Source organism: Paenibacillus qinlingensis, assembly GCF_013204845.1.
GTDB classification, from domain to species: Bacteria; Bacillota; Bacilli; order Paenibacillales; family NBRC-103111; genus Paenibacillus_E; species Paenibacillus_E qinlingensis.
In genome coordinates this window covers 36547-57212 of record NZ_JABMKY010000009.1, presented here as the reverse complement: position 1 = coordinate 57212, position 20666 = coordinate 36547, and the positions used below count along the sequence as shown (strand labels likewise).

Here is a 20666-nt window from a genome sequence, read left to right as displayed (position 1 = left end):
GCTGTATTAACTTCAAATGACAAAAGGTGGAAAGTGGATGAGCCAAAACTTATTGTTTAAGAAGCCGGCTAGTGATTGGAATGAGGCATTGCCTGTGGGTAATGGACGATTGGGAGGGATGGTGTTTGGCAGAATTCGAAATGAAAGAATTCAGCTGAATGAAGACTCCATCTGGTATGGGGGACCTCGCGATCGGAATAATCGCGATGCCTTGCCGCAACTCGGTGAAATGAGGAGATTGCTTAAAGAAGGAAGAGCTGCTGAAGCTCATCGGCTAGCCGAATTGGCTTTTTCAGGAACACCGAACAGTCAGCGTCACTATATACCTGCGGGGGATTTGCTGCTGTTTATTGAGGAAGACGAGAATGGTATTTCCCATTATCGAAGAGAGCTTGACCTTGAACGTGCGGTTGCGACTACAACATATGAACGAGATGGATACTCGTATCGCCGGGAAACCTTTGCGAGCTTCCCTGACAGTGTACTGATTACACGTCTTGAAACATCTAATCCTGCGGGTATTTCGCTTTATGCCAGATTAGATCGCAAAGAAGGTAAATATGCAGATGTAACAGGAAAAATAGGCCATGATACGATTGTCATGCGTAATCAGTGTTACGGCTTATCGGACAAGGACTATGTCATTATGGTAAGGGCAGTCGCAGATGGTGGTATCGTCCAGACCATGGGTGAACATATTACGATTCAAGGTGCTCATGCGGTGACATTTGTGCTGTCGGCTGCTACAACTTTTAGATATGCGGATCCTGAGGAAGCGTGTACAGATCTGATTGCGCAAGCTGCTGTCAAGCCATACGAGATGTTACTAGCAGACCATATAGCTGATTATAGAACCTTGTATACTCGCTTGACTTTACAACTTGAAGGGATTGAGCCGGATGTTCGGGAGACGCTATCCACGCCAGAGCGACTCGAACTGGTTAAGCAGGGGCAGGAGGATCTAGGGCTAATTGCACTGTATGTTCAATTTGGCCGTTATCTGCTCATTGCCAGCAGCCGTCCCGGTTCATTACCTGCGAATCTGCAAGGGATTTGGAATGATGAGATGCTGCCGGCATGGGACAGTAAATATACGATTAACATTAATACACAAATGAATTACTGGTTGGCTGAAACCTGCAACTTGTCGGAATGCCATGAGCCATTATTTGATCTGATCGAACGAATGAGGGAGCATGGCAGACAAACAGCTGCCATTATGTATGGATGTCGTGGCTTTGTTGCACATCACAATACCGATATATGGGCGGATACGGCGCCACAGGACATGCATCTTCCCGCTACCTATTGGCCCTTTGGCGGAGCATGGTTAAGTTTGCATCTCTGGGAGCATTACCAATTTACGCAAGATAAGGAGTTTCTGAAGAGAGCCTATGACACAATGAAAGAAGCGGCCTTGTTCTTCCTTGATTTCTTGATTCAGGATGAGAACGGCTGGCTGATCAGTTCACCTTCAGTTTCACCTGAAAATAAGTATATATTGCCCACTGGGGATACAGGTATTCTATGTTCTTCACCGACGATGGATAATCAAATCTTGACCGAGTTATTCTCGGCTTGTATGGATGCCTCCGAACACTTGGAGGTAGATGAGGAGTTTCGGATTCAACTGGCACATGCACGAAGTAAGCTTCCACCAACACGGATTAGTAAATATGGAGGGATACAAGAGTGGTCCGAAGATTATGAGGAAGTACATCCAGGGCATCGGCATATTTCCCACTTGTTCGCGCTTCATCCTGGAACTGGCATAAGCGTTAGCCGTACACCGGAGTTGGCGGGGGCAGCAAGAATAACTTTACAGAGACGTTTGGCCCATGGCGGAGGTCAAACGGGATGGAGTCGTGCGTGGATCATTAACTTTTATGCCCGGTTAAAAGATGGTAATCAGGCTGCTTTTCATATGGGAGAGCTTCTAACACATTCGACTTTACCGAATCTGCTGGACAATCACCCGCCTTTTCAGATTGACGGCAATTTTGGGGGAGCAGCGGGCATTGTGGAACTGTTGCTGCAAAGCCATCATGGCATGATAGAGCTGCTGCCTGCTCTTCCATCCAGTTGGAAGAATGGGAGCGTTACTGGTTTGAAAGCGCGAGGTGGTTATGAAATTGATATGCATTGGGCGCATGGACAGTTGCAAGCAGCTACGATTCGTGCCAGTCATGGTGGACGCTGCCGAGTTTATGCTCATTTGCCTATCTGTGCCAAGGATGAACACAATCAGACCATAAATATGGTTGAGCAAGATCAACGGACAATTCAATTTAATATGGAGCCGGGACAGGTAATTAGGCTTATCGTGGAGGAGTAGATTAAGTGTGATTAGTGAGCAATTCCGTAACATGCTGCAAGAACAGAACATGATTAACCGAGAACAGTTTCAGCTCTTCCCGTCGGCAAGTGACAGGGCATATTGGAAAGATATGCCTGTGGAAGTGAGAAGGCAATTGATCGAACAAGGAGAGAGTTATTCAAATTATGAGTGGCCGATTATTTCGGCATCGATGATGTTGACCTTTGCGCGAACGGGTTCTCTGGATCTCTGCGATGAGACGTATTTGAAGCGAAGAACAGCCCTGGGAACGTTGGTCGTAGCAGAGTGCATAGAGGGAGAAGGACGATTCCTCGATGATATTGTCAATGGGATATGGGCTATTTGCGAAGAGACAAGTTGGATCGGTATCATGCATAGTGAGGAAGACGTGCTGCCTCTCGGGAAGGGCCATTCGTTGGATTTACGAGGGGCAGAGACAGGTTCGTTGCTGGCTTGGGTCTCCTATTTGCTTCGAGACGAGTTGAATAAGATGACCCCTCATATCGTGCAGCGTATTCAGAGGGAAGTGAAAAAGCGCATATTGGATGCGTATATGGAGCGCGATGACTATTTTTGGATGGGCTTTGCGAAAAAGCCAGTAAATAATTGGAATCCGTGGATTAATTCCTGCTTCTTAACAGCGTTGCTTCTTGTAGAAGAAGATCCTACACGCAGATGGGAAGGGCTCACTAAATTTCTCGCAAGTCTGGATACTTTCCTAGAAAGTTATCATTCGGATGGTGGCTGTGATGAAGGGACTACGTATTGGGATCGGGCTGGAGGAGCACTGCTCGATTGTCTCGAGCTGCTTAAGCATGCCACTGGCGATACAGTTGATCTGTTCAAGGAGCCATTAATCCAAAATATTGGCCGATATATTTATCGTGCGCACATTTATGACGGGTATTTTATTAATTTTGCTGACGGTTCTGCCAAGATCACTAACTTCCAGTCGGTGCAAGCCTACAAGTACGGGGTATTCATCGAAGATCCGCTGTTATGCGATCAGGCAGTTCATCAATACCGCTTGAGTTCGGCTAAACTTATTCAGCATCCCTGGTTTCCCATGCTTCGCAGTCTATCGGAAATCAAATATTATGCGGCTTTGAGCCGTGCCGACGTCTCTCCGCCCTATCTGAGGGATGTGTGGTTGGACGGCATTCAAGTGATGGCGGCAAGAGAACAGAGCGGTTCCCCAGCAGGCTTATACATCGCTGCCAAAGGCGGCCACAATGACGAAAGCCATAATCATAACGATATTGGACAGTTTATTCTGTATGCGGATGGACATCCTGTCATCGTTGATGCAGGCGTTAATTCTTATAATAAGCAAACGTTCAGCGATCAACGGTATGAATTATGGACGATGCGATCCACGTATCATAATGTCCCGACGGTGAACGGATATGAGCAGCTTCCAGGTCGTGATTACAAAGCGAAACGGGTAGCTTACATGGCGGGTGAGGAAGAGGCTCGGCTTACACTCGACATAGCTGCTGCGTATCCGTCAGAGGCGGGTATACATGAGTGGAATCGCGAGATCACACTGCATCGATCTTCGCCTGCAAGCGTCATCCTGCGTGATGCCTATAATTTGAGCAGGAGCAGTAATGCCTTGCAATGGCAATTTATGACCTGTTGCCAAGTACAAGAAGTGTGTTCGGGTGAGCTTCTATTCCAGATTGGAGCGAGAAGCTCTGTTCGAATGGTATATCCGGAACGATTCGCGATGAAGCAAGAGCGGATCGAAACGAAGGATAAATGGATGACAAAAGTTTGGGGCGAGTGTATTTACAGAATAACCCTAAGCTGTCAAACGGACGTTAATCAAGGCACCTGCTCGTTTACATTTGAACAAGTGGGAACGTAACTTTAGACCATCGAGCCTCGCAGCCGAGCCGTCGAAAATCGACGGCTCAGGAGCTGGCGCGCGCAAAAGTGACTCTGAGCCGGCCCAAATGCCGTCTCCAGCAAACAACCGTCAGATTGAAAGTTAATTTGACGGTTGTTAATATTACGCTTCTTAATATATTGATAGGAATCTAAATATCCTTCATTTCCAAAAAAAATCAATCAGGTAGAATATGTATTGAAGTGAGTTCTAATTCAGAATACTAATATCTGAGCGCAATTGTTCCATCACTTCAAGCTTGAATTGTTTTGTTGAATTGGAATGGTAACGTTTCCATTTATGGCTGCAACAAAGGGGGACGGGTAAACGAGCGCTAGGAGGTGTGGATTACCAGCTAACCAGTTATTTATGTAGGCAATCTATCCCTTCCACGATAGATTCATACAGACTATGAGGAGGAAGCAACGAATGATGAAATTCAAAAAAATCACATCATGTATCACGGCACTCACACTTCTATTGTCAGTCGCAAGTATAGGTTTTACCCCGTTAAGCCACAAAGCGAATGCAGCTGAAACAGTCAAAATGAATCATACCTTTGAAACGACAGACCCAAATTTCGGTTCGTTTGCTGTAGGAGCAGAGATAGCACCAGTTCCTACCATGTTTCAAGTGGAAACTTCGTTCTCCAAAAAGATTGTCAGTGAGTCCAATGAAAATCGGGCTCTGGAAGTTACCGTACCAGCGGATCAACAGGGGAAAACGCGGTTTTACTATGCAGCGGGCTCAGGCGCTCAAACAACGGGAAACCGTTTTAGCTTCGAAGGATCTTTAACGTTCAGTAATCAAGCCAAAGAGTTTGATCTGAAGGTTATCCCAGGAGACTGGGGGCAAAATCTTCCTATTGCTAAATTTTTACCTAGTGGAGATTTGCAAGTGAGATCAGGTACACTCGCCCAAGGGACTTATGTTAAACGAGGTACCTGGGAGGCGAATAAAACGTATGTCGTTAAGTTGGATCTCTACAACGATATCAATAAATACGATCTGTTTATCACAGATAAAACGACAGGGCAAACAACAATGCTGGCAAGTGGCGAGCCGTTAATGGGTGCTTACGGTACGCCAAGTCACGATTTTTTATCAACTGGTGTTGTCTATTACAATATTGAGGCTGTCGGTACAACTGCGGCAACTAGCACGACTGTCCGATATGACAATATCAAACTGTCCTATTCGAATGATGTTCGTGATGCCTACACGCCTGCGGCGGATGCTACACTTTTAAGAACAACGACCTTTGAAACAAACGATACAGATGCAACAATTGCAGGCACAGCTACAGGGTCCGTCATTAAAACGAATATTCTAGACGCCAAATCCCCATCAGTCATGAAGATTGTTTATGAGAACAATTCGCGTTGGGTAGATGTGACAACAACGCAGGATGAGCCAGGGGATATTGGATTTCCGATCTTCCAATCTTGGGGAAATGATTCCATCTACAAGAGCTACACGCTGGAAGCGGATTTCATGCTGAAAGATGCAAATGCCGATTACTATCTGAGATTAGTAGATGGAGCTTGGAGTGGTGTGAAGAGCAACACGTTGCTGCTCTCCAAAACAGGGAAAATTTTCTCTCGTTCATCAGGGACTGGAAATGGCGCATTTGCTGCAAGGACGACATGGGAAGTGAATAAAGCCTTCACGCTCAAATTGGTCGTACATGCAGATACGTTAAGCTATGATCTCTATCATGTGAAAGATGGCGTTACAACAAAGTTAGTTAATAATGAACCCATACAGAATGCCAGTGCATTTACTACGAATGGTATCGCCGCATTTATGCTCCATGTTGATGCAGGCACGCATAGCAAATCTACGATTCTAGTAGATAATATCAAAATATTAACGTCCAATCTTGCGGGAACAGCACCGGTAATTCATGCATCGCCAGGAACTTTGCTAGATGCGGCACCAGTTATTGGTACGCCAATCAATTATTATGTAAGTCCTACTGGAAGCGATGCCAATGATGGAAAGTCCACGACTACGCCGTTCCAGACGATACAAAAGGCTGCTAATCTTACCGCGCCTGGCGATACGGTGAATATCATGGATGGTCTGTATACTTACAGTGGTGGCAACCGAATGGTGACCATTACCAAATCAGGCGCATTCAACACGGCAACGAATCAGCCAGCGTATATCACATACAAAGCAGCGCCAGGCGCACATCCTGTACTTTTCTCTGATAATGCTTGGGATGTCATTCTCGTACAAGCCAGCTATATCATCATTGATGGGATTGAAGTTAAAGGAAACAACGCCAACCTCACTCTTGCTGACGGTGAAGCCGCCTATAACTACTGGTTAGAGCAAACCACAGCTGGTCTACCTGTTAACTATGGAGACCCAAGATTCACGAAAGCCAACACGAACGGAATTAACATTAACAGTGGAACAAATTTAGCCAATGGTTTGCCACCTTTTCATCATATTACAGTAAGAAATAGCATTATTCATGATCTACCTGCTGGGGGGATCGGCTCCGCTAATGTTGACTATATCACCATAGAGGACAATCTGGTTTACAATAACGCTTGGTATACGATGTATGCTTGTAGCGGTATCAGTGTCCTAGGGGGAGTGGATATAGACACACAGACAGGTTACAAGAGTATTATTCGCAACAATACCGTCCATCACAATCAAACGAATGTGAAATGGAATCAAGTCAAAACGTATTCCGACGGGAACGGGATCATTATTGATTATAATAAAAACACTGGAGCAACCTTCCCGCCTTATAAAGGGAAAACGCTGGTGGAGAATAATATCTCCTATAACAACGGGGGATCAGGTATTCACTCTTTTAACTCAGCTAACGTAGATATTATGAACAATACGCTGTACAACAACAATCAAAATCTTCACTTGACGTATGCGCAGCTGTTCGCAAGCAGCTCGGAGAAGGTAAATATCTTTAACAACATTGTGTATTCTAGAGATCTTCGTCAAGGGGAAGTCAATTATTCTATTAATAATGCCAGTGGCAGTGAATTTGTTATCTATGCCAACAACATCTATTATGGTGGTGGTACGCCGAAAGAAGTCGGAGTCAACGATGTAATCACAGATCCCAAATTCGTGTCGTTGGATCCGGCAAATGCCAATTTCCTTCGTCTCCAGTCGAATTCACCAGCTATTGATAGAGGGACGAAGACATTAGCACCTTCCATTGACATTACTCATGCGGCACGTCCACAAGGTGCTAAATACGACATCGGCGCGTATGAAACCAGTTATACAAGCGCTAATCCTATTGGCAATGATGTCATCGATATTGATGCCATCAGACAAACCATGGTGTTTACGCCAGAGAGCGGAACAGCACGCTTTGGCACACCTACGATTGATGGTGCTATTGACCCGATCTGGAACTCAGCGACGATTCTCAATGTTAACAAATATATTGATAATTCCACAGCTCCCGTAACTTCCGGTGCTACGGGGAAGGTTCGAGTTCTATGGGATGTTGATAATCTGTATGTGCTTTCTGAAGTTACCGATCCTGTATTACGTAAAACCAATGCAAATCCTTGGGAACAAGATTCTGTGGAGATATTCTTGGATGAGAACAATGGCAAAACAAATTCTCATCAGCCGGATGACAGACAATACAGAATTAATTATGACAATGCAAAGACGGTAGGAAGCCAAGGAAATGGTTCGGAATTTACTAGCTCCACTTCATTAACAGCTACTGGATATCTCGTAGAAGTCAAAATTCCATTTAAAACGATTAAAGGTTCTGTAGGAAAAGTCATAGGCTTTGACTCACAGGTCAATGATGATAAGGGTGTAGGTTCCAGAACAAGTACAGCGATCTGGAGTGATGGTAAAGGAATCGGTTATTCCAACACATCCCGATGGGGGAATCTGACACTGCAGGGGCAAGTGGGAGACACGACGCCGCCAACTGTGCCAGGGAATGTACAGGTTACGGAGAAAACCCATCAATCCGCAAATCTAAGTTGGACGGCTTCAACGGATGAAACAAGCAGTGTAACTTATGAGGTTTATAACGGTACGAATAAAATAGCTTCCGGCTTGACGGCAACCACCTATGTGGTTAGTAATTTACAGCCAGCTACCGCATACAGCTTTAGTGTGCGTGCACGTGACGCTGCGGGCAATCTCTCTGCATCCAGCTCATCTCTTGCCGTTACGACGAATGAAGCGCCAATTCTTGTTACCTCCATATCCGTTTCTGGCAATGATATTAGCACGAACGGTGGTACTTCTCAATTTCAGGCGTTTGTCATTCCTTCAACAGCAACACAAGCTACCGTACTGTGGAATGTGTATGAAGCTGATGGTGTGACACCGACCAATAAGGCAGTAATTAGCTCCACGGGGTTGTTAACGGCTGTAAAGAATGGTTTTGTTCGTGTTGTTGCTTCCTCGACGGATGGCACAGGAAGTAAAGGCGGCAAATTAGTTGCGTTAAATGGGCAATTAGTAGGAAATCAACAAGTATTATCTACAACACTTGCCGGTGTTGGCTCCGTTAATCATGGAGCATCCTTCTCCACCAATCTAGGTTTGACTTTCCCGACAAGTAGCGTAACCACTGCTGTTTATGGTGTGGACGTCATGGTGAGTTATGATCCAGAAGATATCGAGTTTGTAGATGCTGTTTCACTAAAAGCTGGACTTACTTCCGTTACTGTAGACAAGAATGTTCCAGGCCAAATTCGTATCTTTGGCGTGAGCACGCAGCCAAGCGGTGCAATCTCAGCATCAGGAGATGTGTTCAAGCTGAATTGGAAGGCCAAAGAACCAGCAGCAGACAAGACTACTGTAATTGCAGTGACAGCTGCGGTCACATCAGACGGCCAAGGTGAACTTAGCTCAGCGCAATTGTCTTCGCAAAATGTGGTTGTGGTTGTGATTGACAAGACTGCACTCCAAGGTGTGATTACGATTGCCCAAACAATCTTATCAAATGCAGTTGAGGGGACTCAGCCAGGCCAATATGAAGCAGGATCTAAAGCGACGCTGCAGACTCAGATTACTTCTGCCCTTGCTGTAAAGAGTAATCCGGTAGCTGCACAGGCAGATGTGGATAAAGCAGCTGACGACCTGAATAAGGCTATTAATCATTTTAATGATCAACAAATTGCTGGTTACAACTTTAGTTATTTAGTTCTGATGGCGCAACAATACGGAAAATCCGCAGCGTCTAGCAGTGATTGGAACACAGTGAAAAAGTATGATGTGAATGGTGACAATATCATCGATATCTTTGACTTGATTGAAGTAGCCAACCAAATTTAATAAGCGCAAGTAGGGGGAAGGGGAAACCTTCCTCCTAATCTCTATCACAAGGTGGATAATGACGATGAAAACTTACTTTAAGCTGGCATCCTGCCTAATGCTCTTAGTTTCCCTCACGATGAGTCTGTTTTCATGGAATAGCTATGCTGCAACAGCCCAACCTACATATGCCGTCACATTTTCAAGTAACACAGTAGAGACTGGTCAGACCATTACGATGACAATTAAGGGACAACAAGTTGCCAACCTGTATGGCATGGAAATTGTGTTTACCTATGATGCAGAGCGATTGCAATATGTTGATAAATCAGGTTCACCAGACATTACTCCTAATCGGGACCTTTTCCCAGAGAATGCAAGTCTAGAAGTTGCCCCAAAAGTAGAAGGAAATCAAATTATTTATGCAATTACAAAAACAGGACAAGCGCCGGCTAGTCAGGGGGATTTCAACCTTATTACCTTGAATTTTAAAGCTCTTGAACAAGGAAACGCGGTTGTACATCTGATTTCCGTCAAATTAGGGGCTTCTGGAACATCACCTGCCATCTGGACAGATGGCGTATCTTCTTCTCTTCCTATTACAAGTAGGTCGGTATCGGGAAGTAATGGGAATAATAATGGAAATAACAATGCGAATGGCAATTTACCCCCAGTTGTTGGGACAAATATCGTGCAACTTACACCGCAGCTTAATCAGGGTACAGCTAAAGCAACACTTACTGTAGATTTGCTTAACCAGCTCCAAAGCCAAAAGGGATCTGACGCTACGAACAAAAAGACAGTGGTTATTCCCCCTACTGAAGGTGCAACAGCATATGCTTTGTCTATTCCATCTGCTTTCTTCCAGACGAACGGTGGAATCAAGCAAGTTGACATCCAAACGCCGCTTGCGACAGTCATTGTTCCAAAAGATATGCTGAAGAACAATGAACTTTCACAATCGGACAATGTTGTTCTATCTGTTCAAATTGCGGATACCTCAGCCTGGAGCAGTGAGCTAAGGACTATGATTGGCAAGAACCCAGTCATCGATTTAAACATCGAGATTGATGGTCAGAAGGTAGCTTGGCATAACGAGAAGGTCCCCGTTACGGTAAGCCTGCCTTATCAGCCAACAGCCGAGGAATTGCTGCACCCTGAATATGTGAATGTTTGGTATGTCGACGATAGTGGGAATGTGCAAAGGCTGCCATCTGGCAGATACGATGCCGCAACAGGTCGAGTTATTTTCCAGACCACACATTGGAGCAAGTACGCAGCCGTGTATGAAATCAGAAGCTTTATGGATATCAAGGACATAGCATGGGCGCAAAAACCGATCGAAGTCCTCGCTTCCAAAGGTATTATTAATGGCGTTACGGATACACAGTTTGGACCCAAAAACGATATTACACGTGCCGATTTTATTTCTCTTCTGGTTCGCACCCTTGACCTAAATACAGATAACGCGGATGTTTCTTCCTTTGAGGATGTCCAAGCCAGTGATTATTTCTTCAAATCGGTGTCCATTGCCCGTAGTTTAGGAATTACGAATGGCGCAAATGGCAATGCGTTTATGCCGAATGCACCAATCTCTAGACAGGACTTAATGGTGATGTCAGTGAGAGCATTACAATTGACTAATAAGCTTATACTTCCAAGCGATGCTTCGGGAATTAGCGCATTCGCAGACCATGCGGACATTGCGAGCTATGCCAAAACTAGTGTAGCAGCCTTAGTTCAACAAGGAATCATTTCCGGTGATGGAACGCACATTCGGCCAACTGACAACATGACACGTGCAGAGGCTGCTAAATTACTATATGAACTGTACAGCAAGTATGCCAATCTCTTGTAGGTGAAGAGCGCCATCCCATGTTGAGAATTGCCGTAAGGCATACGAAACATGGGGTGGCGCTGTTTTTATGTACATGATCAAAAGAAGTGAAACTATCTTAATATATGAATAGGAATCTAAATATTCTTTATTTCCCGAAAAAAACAATCAGGTAGAATATAACTGAAAGAAGGTATGTGATTGAATGCTTGCGTCGAAGTATGTATTCGAAAGCTGGATTCGAAGCATACAGTCCACTTGAAAGGAGGTGTAAGTAGGCACTATTAGAATGGAATGATAGCGGTTTCATCAGAGTGCATCATGGAGAAAAGTCTCAGTACTTGTTTGTCCTTATACGAGATTAAAGGAGGATGTAATAGGATGATGAGAAGGTACGACCTCGTTGTGTTCAAATGGATTTTTTTAGTAATCGGTATGTGGGCTATATGGATGTGTATACCAGTAAAAGCCCATGCGGCGCCACCTGTAACTTATTATGTGAGTGTAGATGGCAATGATGTGAACACGGGACTTGGACCTGAACCTTCCAAGGCACTTCGATATATCCAGACTGCTGCCAACAAGACGAATCCTGGCGATACGGTTTATGTGATGAATGGTACGTATTGGGATAATGGGAGTCCGATCTTAACGATTACTCGCTCTGGGACGGCTAATGCTTATATCAGCTATAAAGCCTACCCAGGTCATACGCCAATCCTGCGTGTCAGCCAAGGTGCATGGCACCATATTCTAGTGAAGGGGGCATCGTACATTAATATAGAAGGCTTCGAGATTTACGGATGGAGCCTCAATTTATCGAATACGGAAGCACAGACTTATGAAAACACGAATACACTCGGGAACATCGGCAAATTCAATACGAATGGCATCAGTGTGGTGAAGAATACGGATGTAAGTCCAACCGTGTATGCAACCCATATCAATGTCCGCAACAACAACGTGCATCATACACCTGGTCAAGGTATTGGAGCTGAAGAAGCAGACTATATTAATTTCTCGAACAATACCGTTTATAACAATTGTTGGTTTACAGCCTGGGCGCAGAGCGGCATTAATATTTTTCATTCCCGAAATACAGACAGCGGTACGGGTTATAAGAATTTCGTGTCCGGCAATCTGGTCTATGGCAATCAGACGAATTATAAATGGCAGAATCACAATGTATATTCAGATGGCAATGGCATCATTATCGATGATAACAAAAATTCGCAAATTGGCGGCACGCCGTATACAGGCAAGACAATTGTTGACAATAACATTTCCTACTTAAATGGGGGAGCGGGTATTAATATTTTCAGCTCGCAGAATGTGTATGTGAATAATAATACGACCTATGCCAATTCGCAAAGTACCAATCTGAACTATGGAGAGATTATCGGGAATTATTCAAGTAGTGTCTATGTTATCAATAATATTTTGTATGCGAATGGTGAGACGGTGAGTAAAGCGAATGATGCTAACGGGGTACCTATCCCAACCGTCTACTTTAATAGTAACATTTTCTACAATGGAGCGATTCTCAAAACGGGTACAGGAAATGTAACGGCAGACCCCTTATTCAGTAATTTGTCTCTCCGTAATTTCCACCTAAAGAGCACATCACCCGCTATTAATAGTGGGGATAATACGTATACAGCCACATTGGACTTCGATGGCATTAGCCGTCCTGTTGGTGGCATCGTTGACCGTGGTGCCTACGAATATCATTAACAATTAGTTGTTTAAAATAGAAAATTCACATGGATATGGAAGAGGGAGAAACACATGCTGAACACATGGAAACTTGCAGATGAGCATATTGAGGTTACGTTTAATCCGAGTGAGATGAGGATTGCTGTCAAAGATAAGCGAGTGAATAAAACCTGGGAGCAGTTACCTTTTGAGCACGGGGTACGGTTGGATAAGGTCTCACAGCTTGGAAACACATTACAACTAAACTTACAGGGTTCAGTTGCGATGATAGCACAAATTGAACTAACGGATCAGTCAGAGGTTTGTTTCACGCTTACAGCTGATCCTCAAGTAGCGATGGAGAAAATTAGTTTTCCACCGGCTTTCCAAACGCCTGATAAGGAGCACTATCTGCTACAGACCGATAGTCAGGGCTTGCTGCTGCCAGTTGATGATTCGTTCTATCCCCTTGAGGAACAACCTCTGTTCTTTTGTGGCGGTGGAGCGGCAATGGCATGGATAGGTGTCACAGATGCACAGTTCGAAACGGGATATATGGCTATTTTCGAAACACCGTTTGATGCAGCGATAGCGCTGAAACGTGAGAATGGGCTTCTCACCTTTTCCCCAACGTGGCTTAGTTCAATGGGGGAATTCCGATACGAACGGAGGATTCGTTACGTTTTCTTTGATAAAGGCGGCTATGTTGCGCAGTGTAAGCGTTACAGAGCCTATGTATGGCCTAAGAATAAAGTCCTTACTTTGAAGCAGAATGAAGAACGCTTCCCTGCGATTGCCAAAATTCTGGGAGCAGTGCACGTGTATGTATGGGATAAAGCGCGCGAAGTGAGCTTCGCTCGTAAGTTAAAGGAAGCTGGCATTGAGAAGGCATTGTTCTTATGGGATGCCAATCACCTGCCTTATCCAGAAGAAGATTATGACAGCAGGCTTAAAGAACTGGGGTATGGAACGGGTGCCTATGAGCTGTTCACAGACATTCACCCTGAAGGGCATGCTGGCAATGCAGAGATCGAGAGAATTCCACTGAAACGAAATGTGTATCCCGGACTGTTCGATAAGATTACTTCGAGGAAGCCGGATGGTTCGACATACTCCAACCAATATGGTACGTATGTGTGCCCGGAAGCGGTACAGCTTGAGATGATTAAGCGCGTTGAGAAGGAGCTGCGCACGTATCCACATGAAACGTATTTCGTTGATGTTTATCAAGCGAATGGCTTATATGAATGTCATCATAAAGATCATTCTTTGACTCGTCAGCAATATGCGGAAGCAATTCTTCGGAATTATGAACTCTTAGAAGATAATTACAAGGTGTATTTAGGAGCTGAATTTGGCGCGGATTTCGTAGGATCGCACGGCGTATATGTCCATGGGATGATGACATTGCAGCGTACGTGGTTCAATTCAGATATTCATAAGAAAGGCTCTATTCATCACCTTGGGGATTGGAAAAATAATGAACGTCCATCGGTGATGCTCGGTACAAGGACAGCAACCGATACCTATCTCGCCTATTCTATTAATGAATACACGCGTGTTCCTTTGTATGAACTCGTATACCACGATGCGATTGTAACTTCATGGCGTTGGGAGGATGCGAATCATCACAGTCCTGAAATTTGGTGGAAGAAGGATTTATTTAACGTGTTATACGGCTCAGCCCCGTTATGGTCCATTGATCAGGATCGCTGGGATAGCTTTGAAATCAGCTTTGTGGAAAGCTATACGAAAGTGTGTACTTGGCTGCAGCAGATTTGTTACGATGAGTTAGTTTCCCACCGATTCGTGAATGAGGATCGTACCGTACAGGAAACTCAGTTTTCTTCCGGTAAACGAGCTATTGTTAACTTCAGCGACAAGCCTTATACGTTTGACGGAGACTTCATTGAGCCTCGTGGATTTATAGTGCGAGATTGTTAAGGCCCATATCAACAACTTCTAAGGGGAGATCTAGACCCGAAGAAGTTGTTGACTTCCATTAAGGGACATGATAATTTTGAAAGTGCAAAAACGTTATGACATTGCATCGAAAAAGGTGAAAGTATGATCGTTACGATCAAAGAAGTGGCTGCTCTGGCAGGGGTATCTATAGGAACGGTTTCTAGAGTTATTAACGGGAGAGATCGTGTTAGTCCTGCAACAAGAGCTAAGGTTCAAGCAGCCGTTGATCAGCTTAAATTCAAGCCTGATCAAACGGCGAGGAATATGATCCGCAAGCAAACGCAAACCATTGGCCTCATCGTGCCACAGTTATCTAACGAATATTGGTCTGCTTTGGCGGAATATATTCAAGAAGCGGCTTGGGAACGAGGTTACACGATGCTGCTGAGTACGGCGGGTTATGGGATTGAGAAGCAGCTTTCCTGTATACACACCATGGCAGAGCGTAAGGTTGACGGCATCATAACGGGTATTAATTTGAGTAACCCCGATGAGATGCGTTTACTCCAAACTGTCTCCCTACCGGAAATGAATATCGTTTCCCTTGTTCAGAAGCTGCCAGGCTCCGCTCACATTTGTACCGATCAATTTCATGGGGCCGTTCAAGCCGTAGAGCATCTGATTCAGCTAGGGCATTCCGAAATTGCTTATGTTGGCTTTGCTTCTGAACGTGAACTTGGGTATAAGCATGCGTTAGCTATGCATGGAATTACACCAAATCCATTGCTCCAAGTGTGGGGGAACGGTGGAACTTTCCAGGCAGGACTGCAAGCCGTGATGGAGCTGAAGTCCCAAGGAAGCCCATTTACAGCTATTTTTTGCTGGAATGACATGATGGCACTTGGCGTGATTCAAGCGCTGGAAACGCAGGGTTTGCGAGTTCCTGAGGATGTCGCGGTCATCGGTTTTGACGATATTCCATTAGCCAGCTTGGTGAAACCTTCGCTAACGACTGTTCATCAACCGCTTGAACTTATTGGTAAAACTGTCGTTCAATGCTTGTTGGATCTCATTCATGGCAAAGAACAGGTCATTGACATGCAACCGATTATGTTGCCAGTTGAGCTTATTGTAAGAGAAAGCTGCGGCGCCAAACTGGTACAGACTCAGAAGTTGTAAGTGGAGCTTAATCGCTCTTTTTTTGAAGTTTTGTCATAACGTTTTTACAAATAGTGAATAAGAGAGGTCATACCGATGAATCAATCACGAAAAATTGTTTTCCCTGGTCCCTATGAAGTCAGTTTATCGCAAGCACTTATTCCTGATCTCGCCCCAAATCAAATAAGAGTTAAAAGCACATTCAGTCTCATCTCCCCAGGAACAGAACTGGCACTATTTACAGGTACTCATACTGGGATAGCGAACCCAGATAATAACTGGGCCAAGTATCCATTTGAGCCAGGTTATGCGACTGTAGGTATCGTTGAAGCGATTGGTGCCAATGTGGCCGAGTTTGACGTAGGACAGCACGTTTTTGCCATCGCTCCGCATGCAAGTCATAACGTTATGACAATAGATGAAGATCAACTAACGACAGTATTCGCTCTGCCAGCAGGGAGCAAAACTGAACATGCCGCGTTTGCTAGATTAGCTGCCATCAGCGCTACTTCCATATTGCAAGCCAATGTCGAATACGGCGATGTTGTTGCCATTTTGGGAATGGGGTTAATTGGGCAATTCGCGGCACAGCTATATGCTCTTCATGGGGCACAAGTTATCGCAGTAGATCCCGTCCAACAACGTTTGCAAATCGCGCAACAAGTAGGAATACCATCTGCAGTTGAAAGTATTCAGGCTTGGTCTGCTAGCGATACGAAATTGTCTTCTGGAAAAGTGGTTGATTTAGTCGTTGAGGCCACTGGCATTCCCGATATGGTGAATAGCGCATTAGAGCTTGTGAAACCGCTTGGCAAGGTTGTGTTACTAGGTTCACCCCGAGGCACGGCGACTATTAAGACATATGAACATATTCATTGCAAAGGAATCCAGTTAACGGGTGCCCATGAGAATCTTCAGAATGTGACTGGTACACATATCCGCAGTCGTTACATTCGTCATATGTTGGAGCTTATTGCGAAGGGAAAACTGCAGGTGGAACCGCTTCTGACGCACACGTTGCCAGCAGGGGAAGCACAAGCTGCATATGAGCTTCTTTTGAATGCCAAAGAAAGTACGCTCGGTGTCTTATTAGATTGGGGTCAGTCATAAGGAGGGAGAGAGATGAGTGATAACAAGAATGGCATTGGTATTGTCGGAGCTGGCATGATCGCAAGGACACATGCCGAAGCCTTGCGCCAAATACCTGGGGCCAGACTAGTGGCGATTTGCAGCCACAACGCTTCTAGTGCGAAGCAATTTGCAGAAGAGTATGCGTGCAACTGGTATAGTGACTTGAGCACCATGCTGCAAAACCCAGATATTCAAATCGTCGCTCTCTGCACACCTAGCGGACTTCACGGCGTACAAGCCATCATGTGTGCGGAAGCTGGTAAGCATGTACTCACTGAGAAGCCAATGGGTATCGATACGAATCAGATCAGGGAGATGATCGCGGCTTGTCATTCTCATCAGGTGAAGCTAGCCGTGATCTCGCAACATCGTTTTCAACCAGATGTTATTCGAGCTAAACAATGCATTGACGAAGGTAGACTAGGTACAATTATCGCAGCGAATGCCTCTATTAACTGGTATCGCACGCAAGATTACTATGATAGTGCGACATGGCGGGGAACGTGGAAATGGGATGGGGGTGGTGCCCTGATGAACCAAGGCATACACACTGTGGATGTTTTACAATACTTAGCAGGTCCCGTGCATAGCGTCTATGCCCAATGTAGGACTGTTGCACATAAGCGCATCGAGGTTGAGGATGTAGCGGCTGCAACGCTACAATATAAGCATGGAGGCGTGGGCACCTTATTCGCCTCGACGAGCTGTTACCCAGGGCTGCAATCGCGGATTGAGCTTTTCGGTCAGCGTGGGTCCCTTATTTTAGAAAATAATTGTATAACTAATCTCCATTATATGGATCAAGATGACACAGATGATTATAGTGCGCAGAAGGCTTCAAATCTTGTATCCTCGAATCCTGCACTTGCCGTTGGCGATACACACTTGGTTCAGTATATTGATTTCATTGATGCGATTGCGCATGATCGAGCACCTAGCGTTTCTGGTGAGGAGGGAGCAAAGCCGCTTTCCATTATTTTAGCAGCCTATCAATCAGCGGAGTTGGGTATTCCAGTGGTTATTGAGGATCTAGGTTAGGGATCAGCAATTGAAAACGAAAAAATCCGCCTTTCAGCTTAACGCTGTTGCGGATTTTTCTCATTCTCAAGGAATTTTACTTTGTACTTGTAAAGTTCACTCCGTGTTTTCTCGCAAACGCATAGAATCCATACACACCAGTAACTGCGATGAAATAAGAGACGAACGTCCAACCAATTGTCCAACCATGGTTATATTCAACTTTGCCAACGAGAAAAGCGATATATTCAAGGCAAGTCAGTATGATAGAAAGTAAAATTAGGACACCTAGAGGATGCTTTTTTTTGAAATCAATCCAGTAGATGCCTACACATGCAGCCAAGGGATAGAGCCCAATGTCAAAGGGGAGCGCAGAAATTGTTTCATCATCTTCAATCTTCGGTGTGAAATCCCAAAAATCCACATGATATCCAATCGAATTAATCAAGTTAGAGATGATGGCAGAGGCGGGAAAAATAAGAATGGCAATGGTTGGCGCTTTTTTAAACCAGGCAATTCCGAATACCCAAGGTACAACAAAACCGATCAGAATATTAATGAAAATACGGCCCACTCCTCAGTTCATAGATACTATCAAGTATGACCCGTACCGCTCGACTTAAAACCTCACTTAAGTATCGATTAGTTCCCCATATTCTTACGGTAGTCACTTGGTGTGCAGCCCACACGCTTCTTAAAGCTTCTAGAGAAATAATATAAACTATGGAATCCACAATGACTCGCAACGTGCTCAATGCTTTGATACGTATTGAGCAGTTGGATTTTTGCCTCCTCAAGTCTCTTTGTAATGAGGTCATCTTTGGGGCTGTTTCGAAAATACTTTTGATAGAGAACCCAGAACCGTTCCGGGCTTAGGTTGACGAGCTCAGACATTTTGGCAACAGTCCAGTCCTGTTCGAAATGCTGTTGAATGAACATGCGAGCTGTTACGAATTGTTCTTTGAACGCTTTCTCGGATGAAGTGAATGTATCAAATTCACCATGCAATTGTTTGTGTCTCCCCAAGGTTAATAAGATTTCTTCTATTATCATGGCAATCTTTTGTTCCCAATAGGGCTTGCGGTTTGATAACTCCATGGCGATTGCCCGAAGTAATGGTCCGAGAACATGTGGTTCTCCAGTAGGAATTATTTCATTAAAAGGGACTTGATAACGCTGGGCCATTTCTGCGATCGGTGCTCCAGTGAAATGGATCCAATCATTCCGAAATCCATCGACCATGCCTTCGGGCGTTCCATGATATTCATGGGAATTAGGATCATGGAGAATACAATCCCCCGGTTTACCAAATTCAATGCCATGGATCGTTTTTGTGAAAAAAGGCGTCGAGAAGCACATCAATACATAGGATTCAAACCCGGTGGGGCGATCAATGACAAATTCGCGCTCATGTGGCGTATCCAGGCCAAATAAAAGGATGTCGATAGGTGCTTTCATTGCGATACCTCCGTTATTCAAAAATGTTAACTAAATTGTACAAGGGAGGTAGCCGTACTTGCAACCATGTACTTATCTAATTTTCAAAAGAAAAGTGCAAATTGTTAAGTGATTATTTCATTTAAATCCGTAATTCAAGCGATATAATGAAAGTATTCACAATGTATTCGTGCAAAATAATGGAGGATAACTGCCTATGAATAACAGCAATGTGTTAGCCGGTAAGCATATCGTTTTCGTGTCCGGTGAAGATGAATATGATTCGGATATTACCCTAGCAACACTAGCGAAAGAGATTGAAGAATCATATGGCGCTCGTGTTACGTTACTAACCTCTTTTCCCAATCCATCGTTCCCTTCTCATATCCCGCATGTAGAGTTACTGAAGGAAGCAGACTTAGCGGTGCTCTATTTGCGCTTTCGAGAGCTCCCCGAAGAGCAATTGCAACATATCCTTACCTATGTGGAATCCGGCAAGCCGATCGTTGCTTTTCGGACGAGTACACATGCTTTCCGGTATCCAGAGGGCCATCAACGCGAGGAGTTAAATGATAAATTTGGCATTGATGTCCTAGGGGCACCTTGGATCCATCACTTTGGACATTCTTCTTCAACGAATGTGTCCATGGCTTGGGGAGCTGAGAAGCACCCGATTGTGCAAGGGATATCTCCATTTTTTCATGTGAGAAGCTGGCTTTATCATACGCTACCTTATCCGCTGGAAGGTGCTCGGATACTGTTGAACGGTCATACCGTAGATCCTGAGCTTGATAATGATAAACGGAGAAATGCGCCAAGAATTCATCCTGTAGCATGGACACGAACAAACGCATGGGGCGGCAAGGTATTCATGACGACGATGGGGCATCCGGAGGATTTTCACAATGCGTCATTTCGGAAGCTTGTGAACAATAGCATAGTTTGGGCGTTACTTACAGACGAAGAGGAGTGAA

The 20666-nt window shown here is 44.7% G+C and carries 12 protein-coding genes; 10 read left to right on the top strand and 2 right to left on the bottom strand.

Translation table 11 applies throughout. From position 1 onward, the window contains the following. Window positions 1–37 precede the first annotated feature (37 nt). The 9 genes from HQN88_RS17860 (at window position 38) to HQN88_RS17820 (ending at window position 18276) form a co-directional block, all read left to right on the top strand. A complete protein-coding gene (locus HQN88_RS17860) occupies window positions 38–2335 on the top strand; it encodes a glycoside hydrolase family 95 protein (RefSeq protein ID WP_173114884.1) in 2298 nt (765 codons plus the stop codon). Window positions 2336–2342: 7 nt separating this feature from the next. Next, window positions 2343–4208, top strand: a complete 1866-nt coding sequence (locus HQN88_RS38425; RefSeq protein ID WP_173114881.1) for a heparinase II/III domain-containing protein — start codon at window positions 2343–2345, stop codon at window positions 4206–4208. A 450-nt stretch (window positions 4209–4658) separates the two neighbouring features. Continuing rightward, window positions 4659–9533 (top strand): sugar-binding protein, encoded by a 4875-nt coding sequence (locus HQN88_RS17850; protein ID WP_173114878.1) that lies wholly within the window; start codon window positions 4659–4661, stop codon window positions 9531–9533. A 64-nt stretch (window positions 9534–9597) separates the two neighbouring features. Continuing rightward, a complete protein-coding gene (locus HQN88_RS17845) occupies window positions 9598–11370 on the top strand; it encodes an S-layer homology domain-containing protein (RefSeq protein WP_173114875.1) in 1773 nt (590 codons plus the stop codon). A gap of 360 nt (window positions 11371–11730) precedes the next feature. Further along, window positions 11731–13083, top strand: coding sequence for a choice-of-anchor Q domain-containing protein (locus HQN88_RS17840; protein WP_173114872.1), 1353 nt, complete (start codon window positions 11731–11733; stop codon window positions 13081–13083). A gap of 54 nt (window positions 13084–13137) precedes the next feature. After that, window positions 13138–14988, top strand: a complete 1851-nt coding sequence (locus HQN88_RS17835; RefSeq protein WP_173114869.1) for a glycoside hydrolase — start codon at window positions 13138–13140, stop codon at window positions 14986–14988. 123 nt (window positions 14989–15111) lie between these two features. Continuing rightward, complete coding sequence (locus HQN88_RS17830; RefSeq protein WP_173114866.1) at window positions 15112–16128, top strand: LacI family DNA-binding transcriptional regulator; 1017 nt, start codon at window positions 15112–15114, stop codon at window positions 16126–16128. A gap of 75 nt (window positions 16129–16203) precedes the next feature. Further along, window positions 16204–17217, top strand: a complete 1014-nt coding sequence (locus tag HQN88_RS17825; RefSeq protein ID WP_173114863.1) for a zinc-dependent alcohol dehydrogenase — start codon at window positions 16204–16206, stop codon at window positions 17215–17217. A gap of 12 nt (window positions 17218–17229) precedes the next feature. Continuing rightward, a complete protein-coding gene (locus HQN88_RS17820; RefSeq protein ID WP_173114860.1) occupies window positions 17230–18276 on the top strand; it encodes a Gfo/Idh/MocA family protein in 1047 nt (348 codons plus the stop codon). A gap of 76 nt (window positions 18277–18352) precedes the next feature. On the opposite strand, the gene HQN88_RS17815 is transcribed toward HQN88_RS17820, so the two are convergent. Both HQN88_RS17815 and HQN88_RS17810 read right to left on the bottom strand, forming a co-directional pair. Then, a complete protein-coding gene (locus HQN88_RS17815; protein WP_173114857.1) occupies window positions 18353–18829 on the bottom strand; it encodes a CBO0543 family protein in 477 nt (158 codons plus the stop codon). A 68-nt stretch (window positions 18830–18897) separates the two neighbouring features. Then, complete coding sequence (locus HQN88_RS17810) at window positions 18898–19713, bottom strand: AraC family transcriptional regulator (protein ID WP_173114854.1); 816 nt, start codon at window positions 19711–19713, stop codon at window positions 18898–18900. Between the two features lie 196 nt (window positions 19714–19909). On the opposite strand from HQN88_RS17810, the gene HQN88_RS17805 reads away from it, so the two are divergent. Next, window positions 19910–20665: a ThuA domain-containing protein gene (locus HQN88_RS17805; RefSeq protein WP_173114851.1), complete on the top strand. Its 756-nt coding sequence runs from the start codon at window positions 19910–19912 to the stop codon at window positions 20663–20665. Window position 20666: the final 1 nt, after the last annotated feature.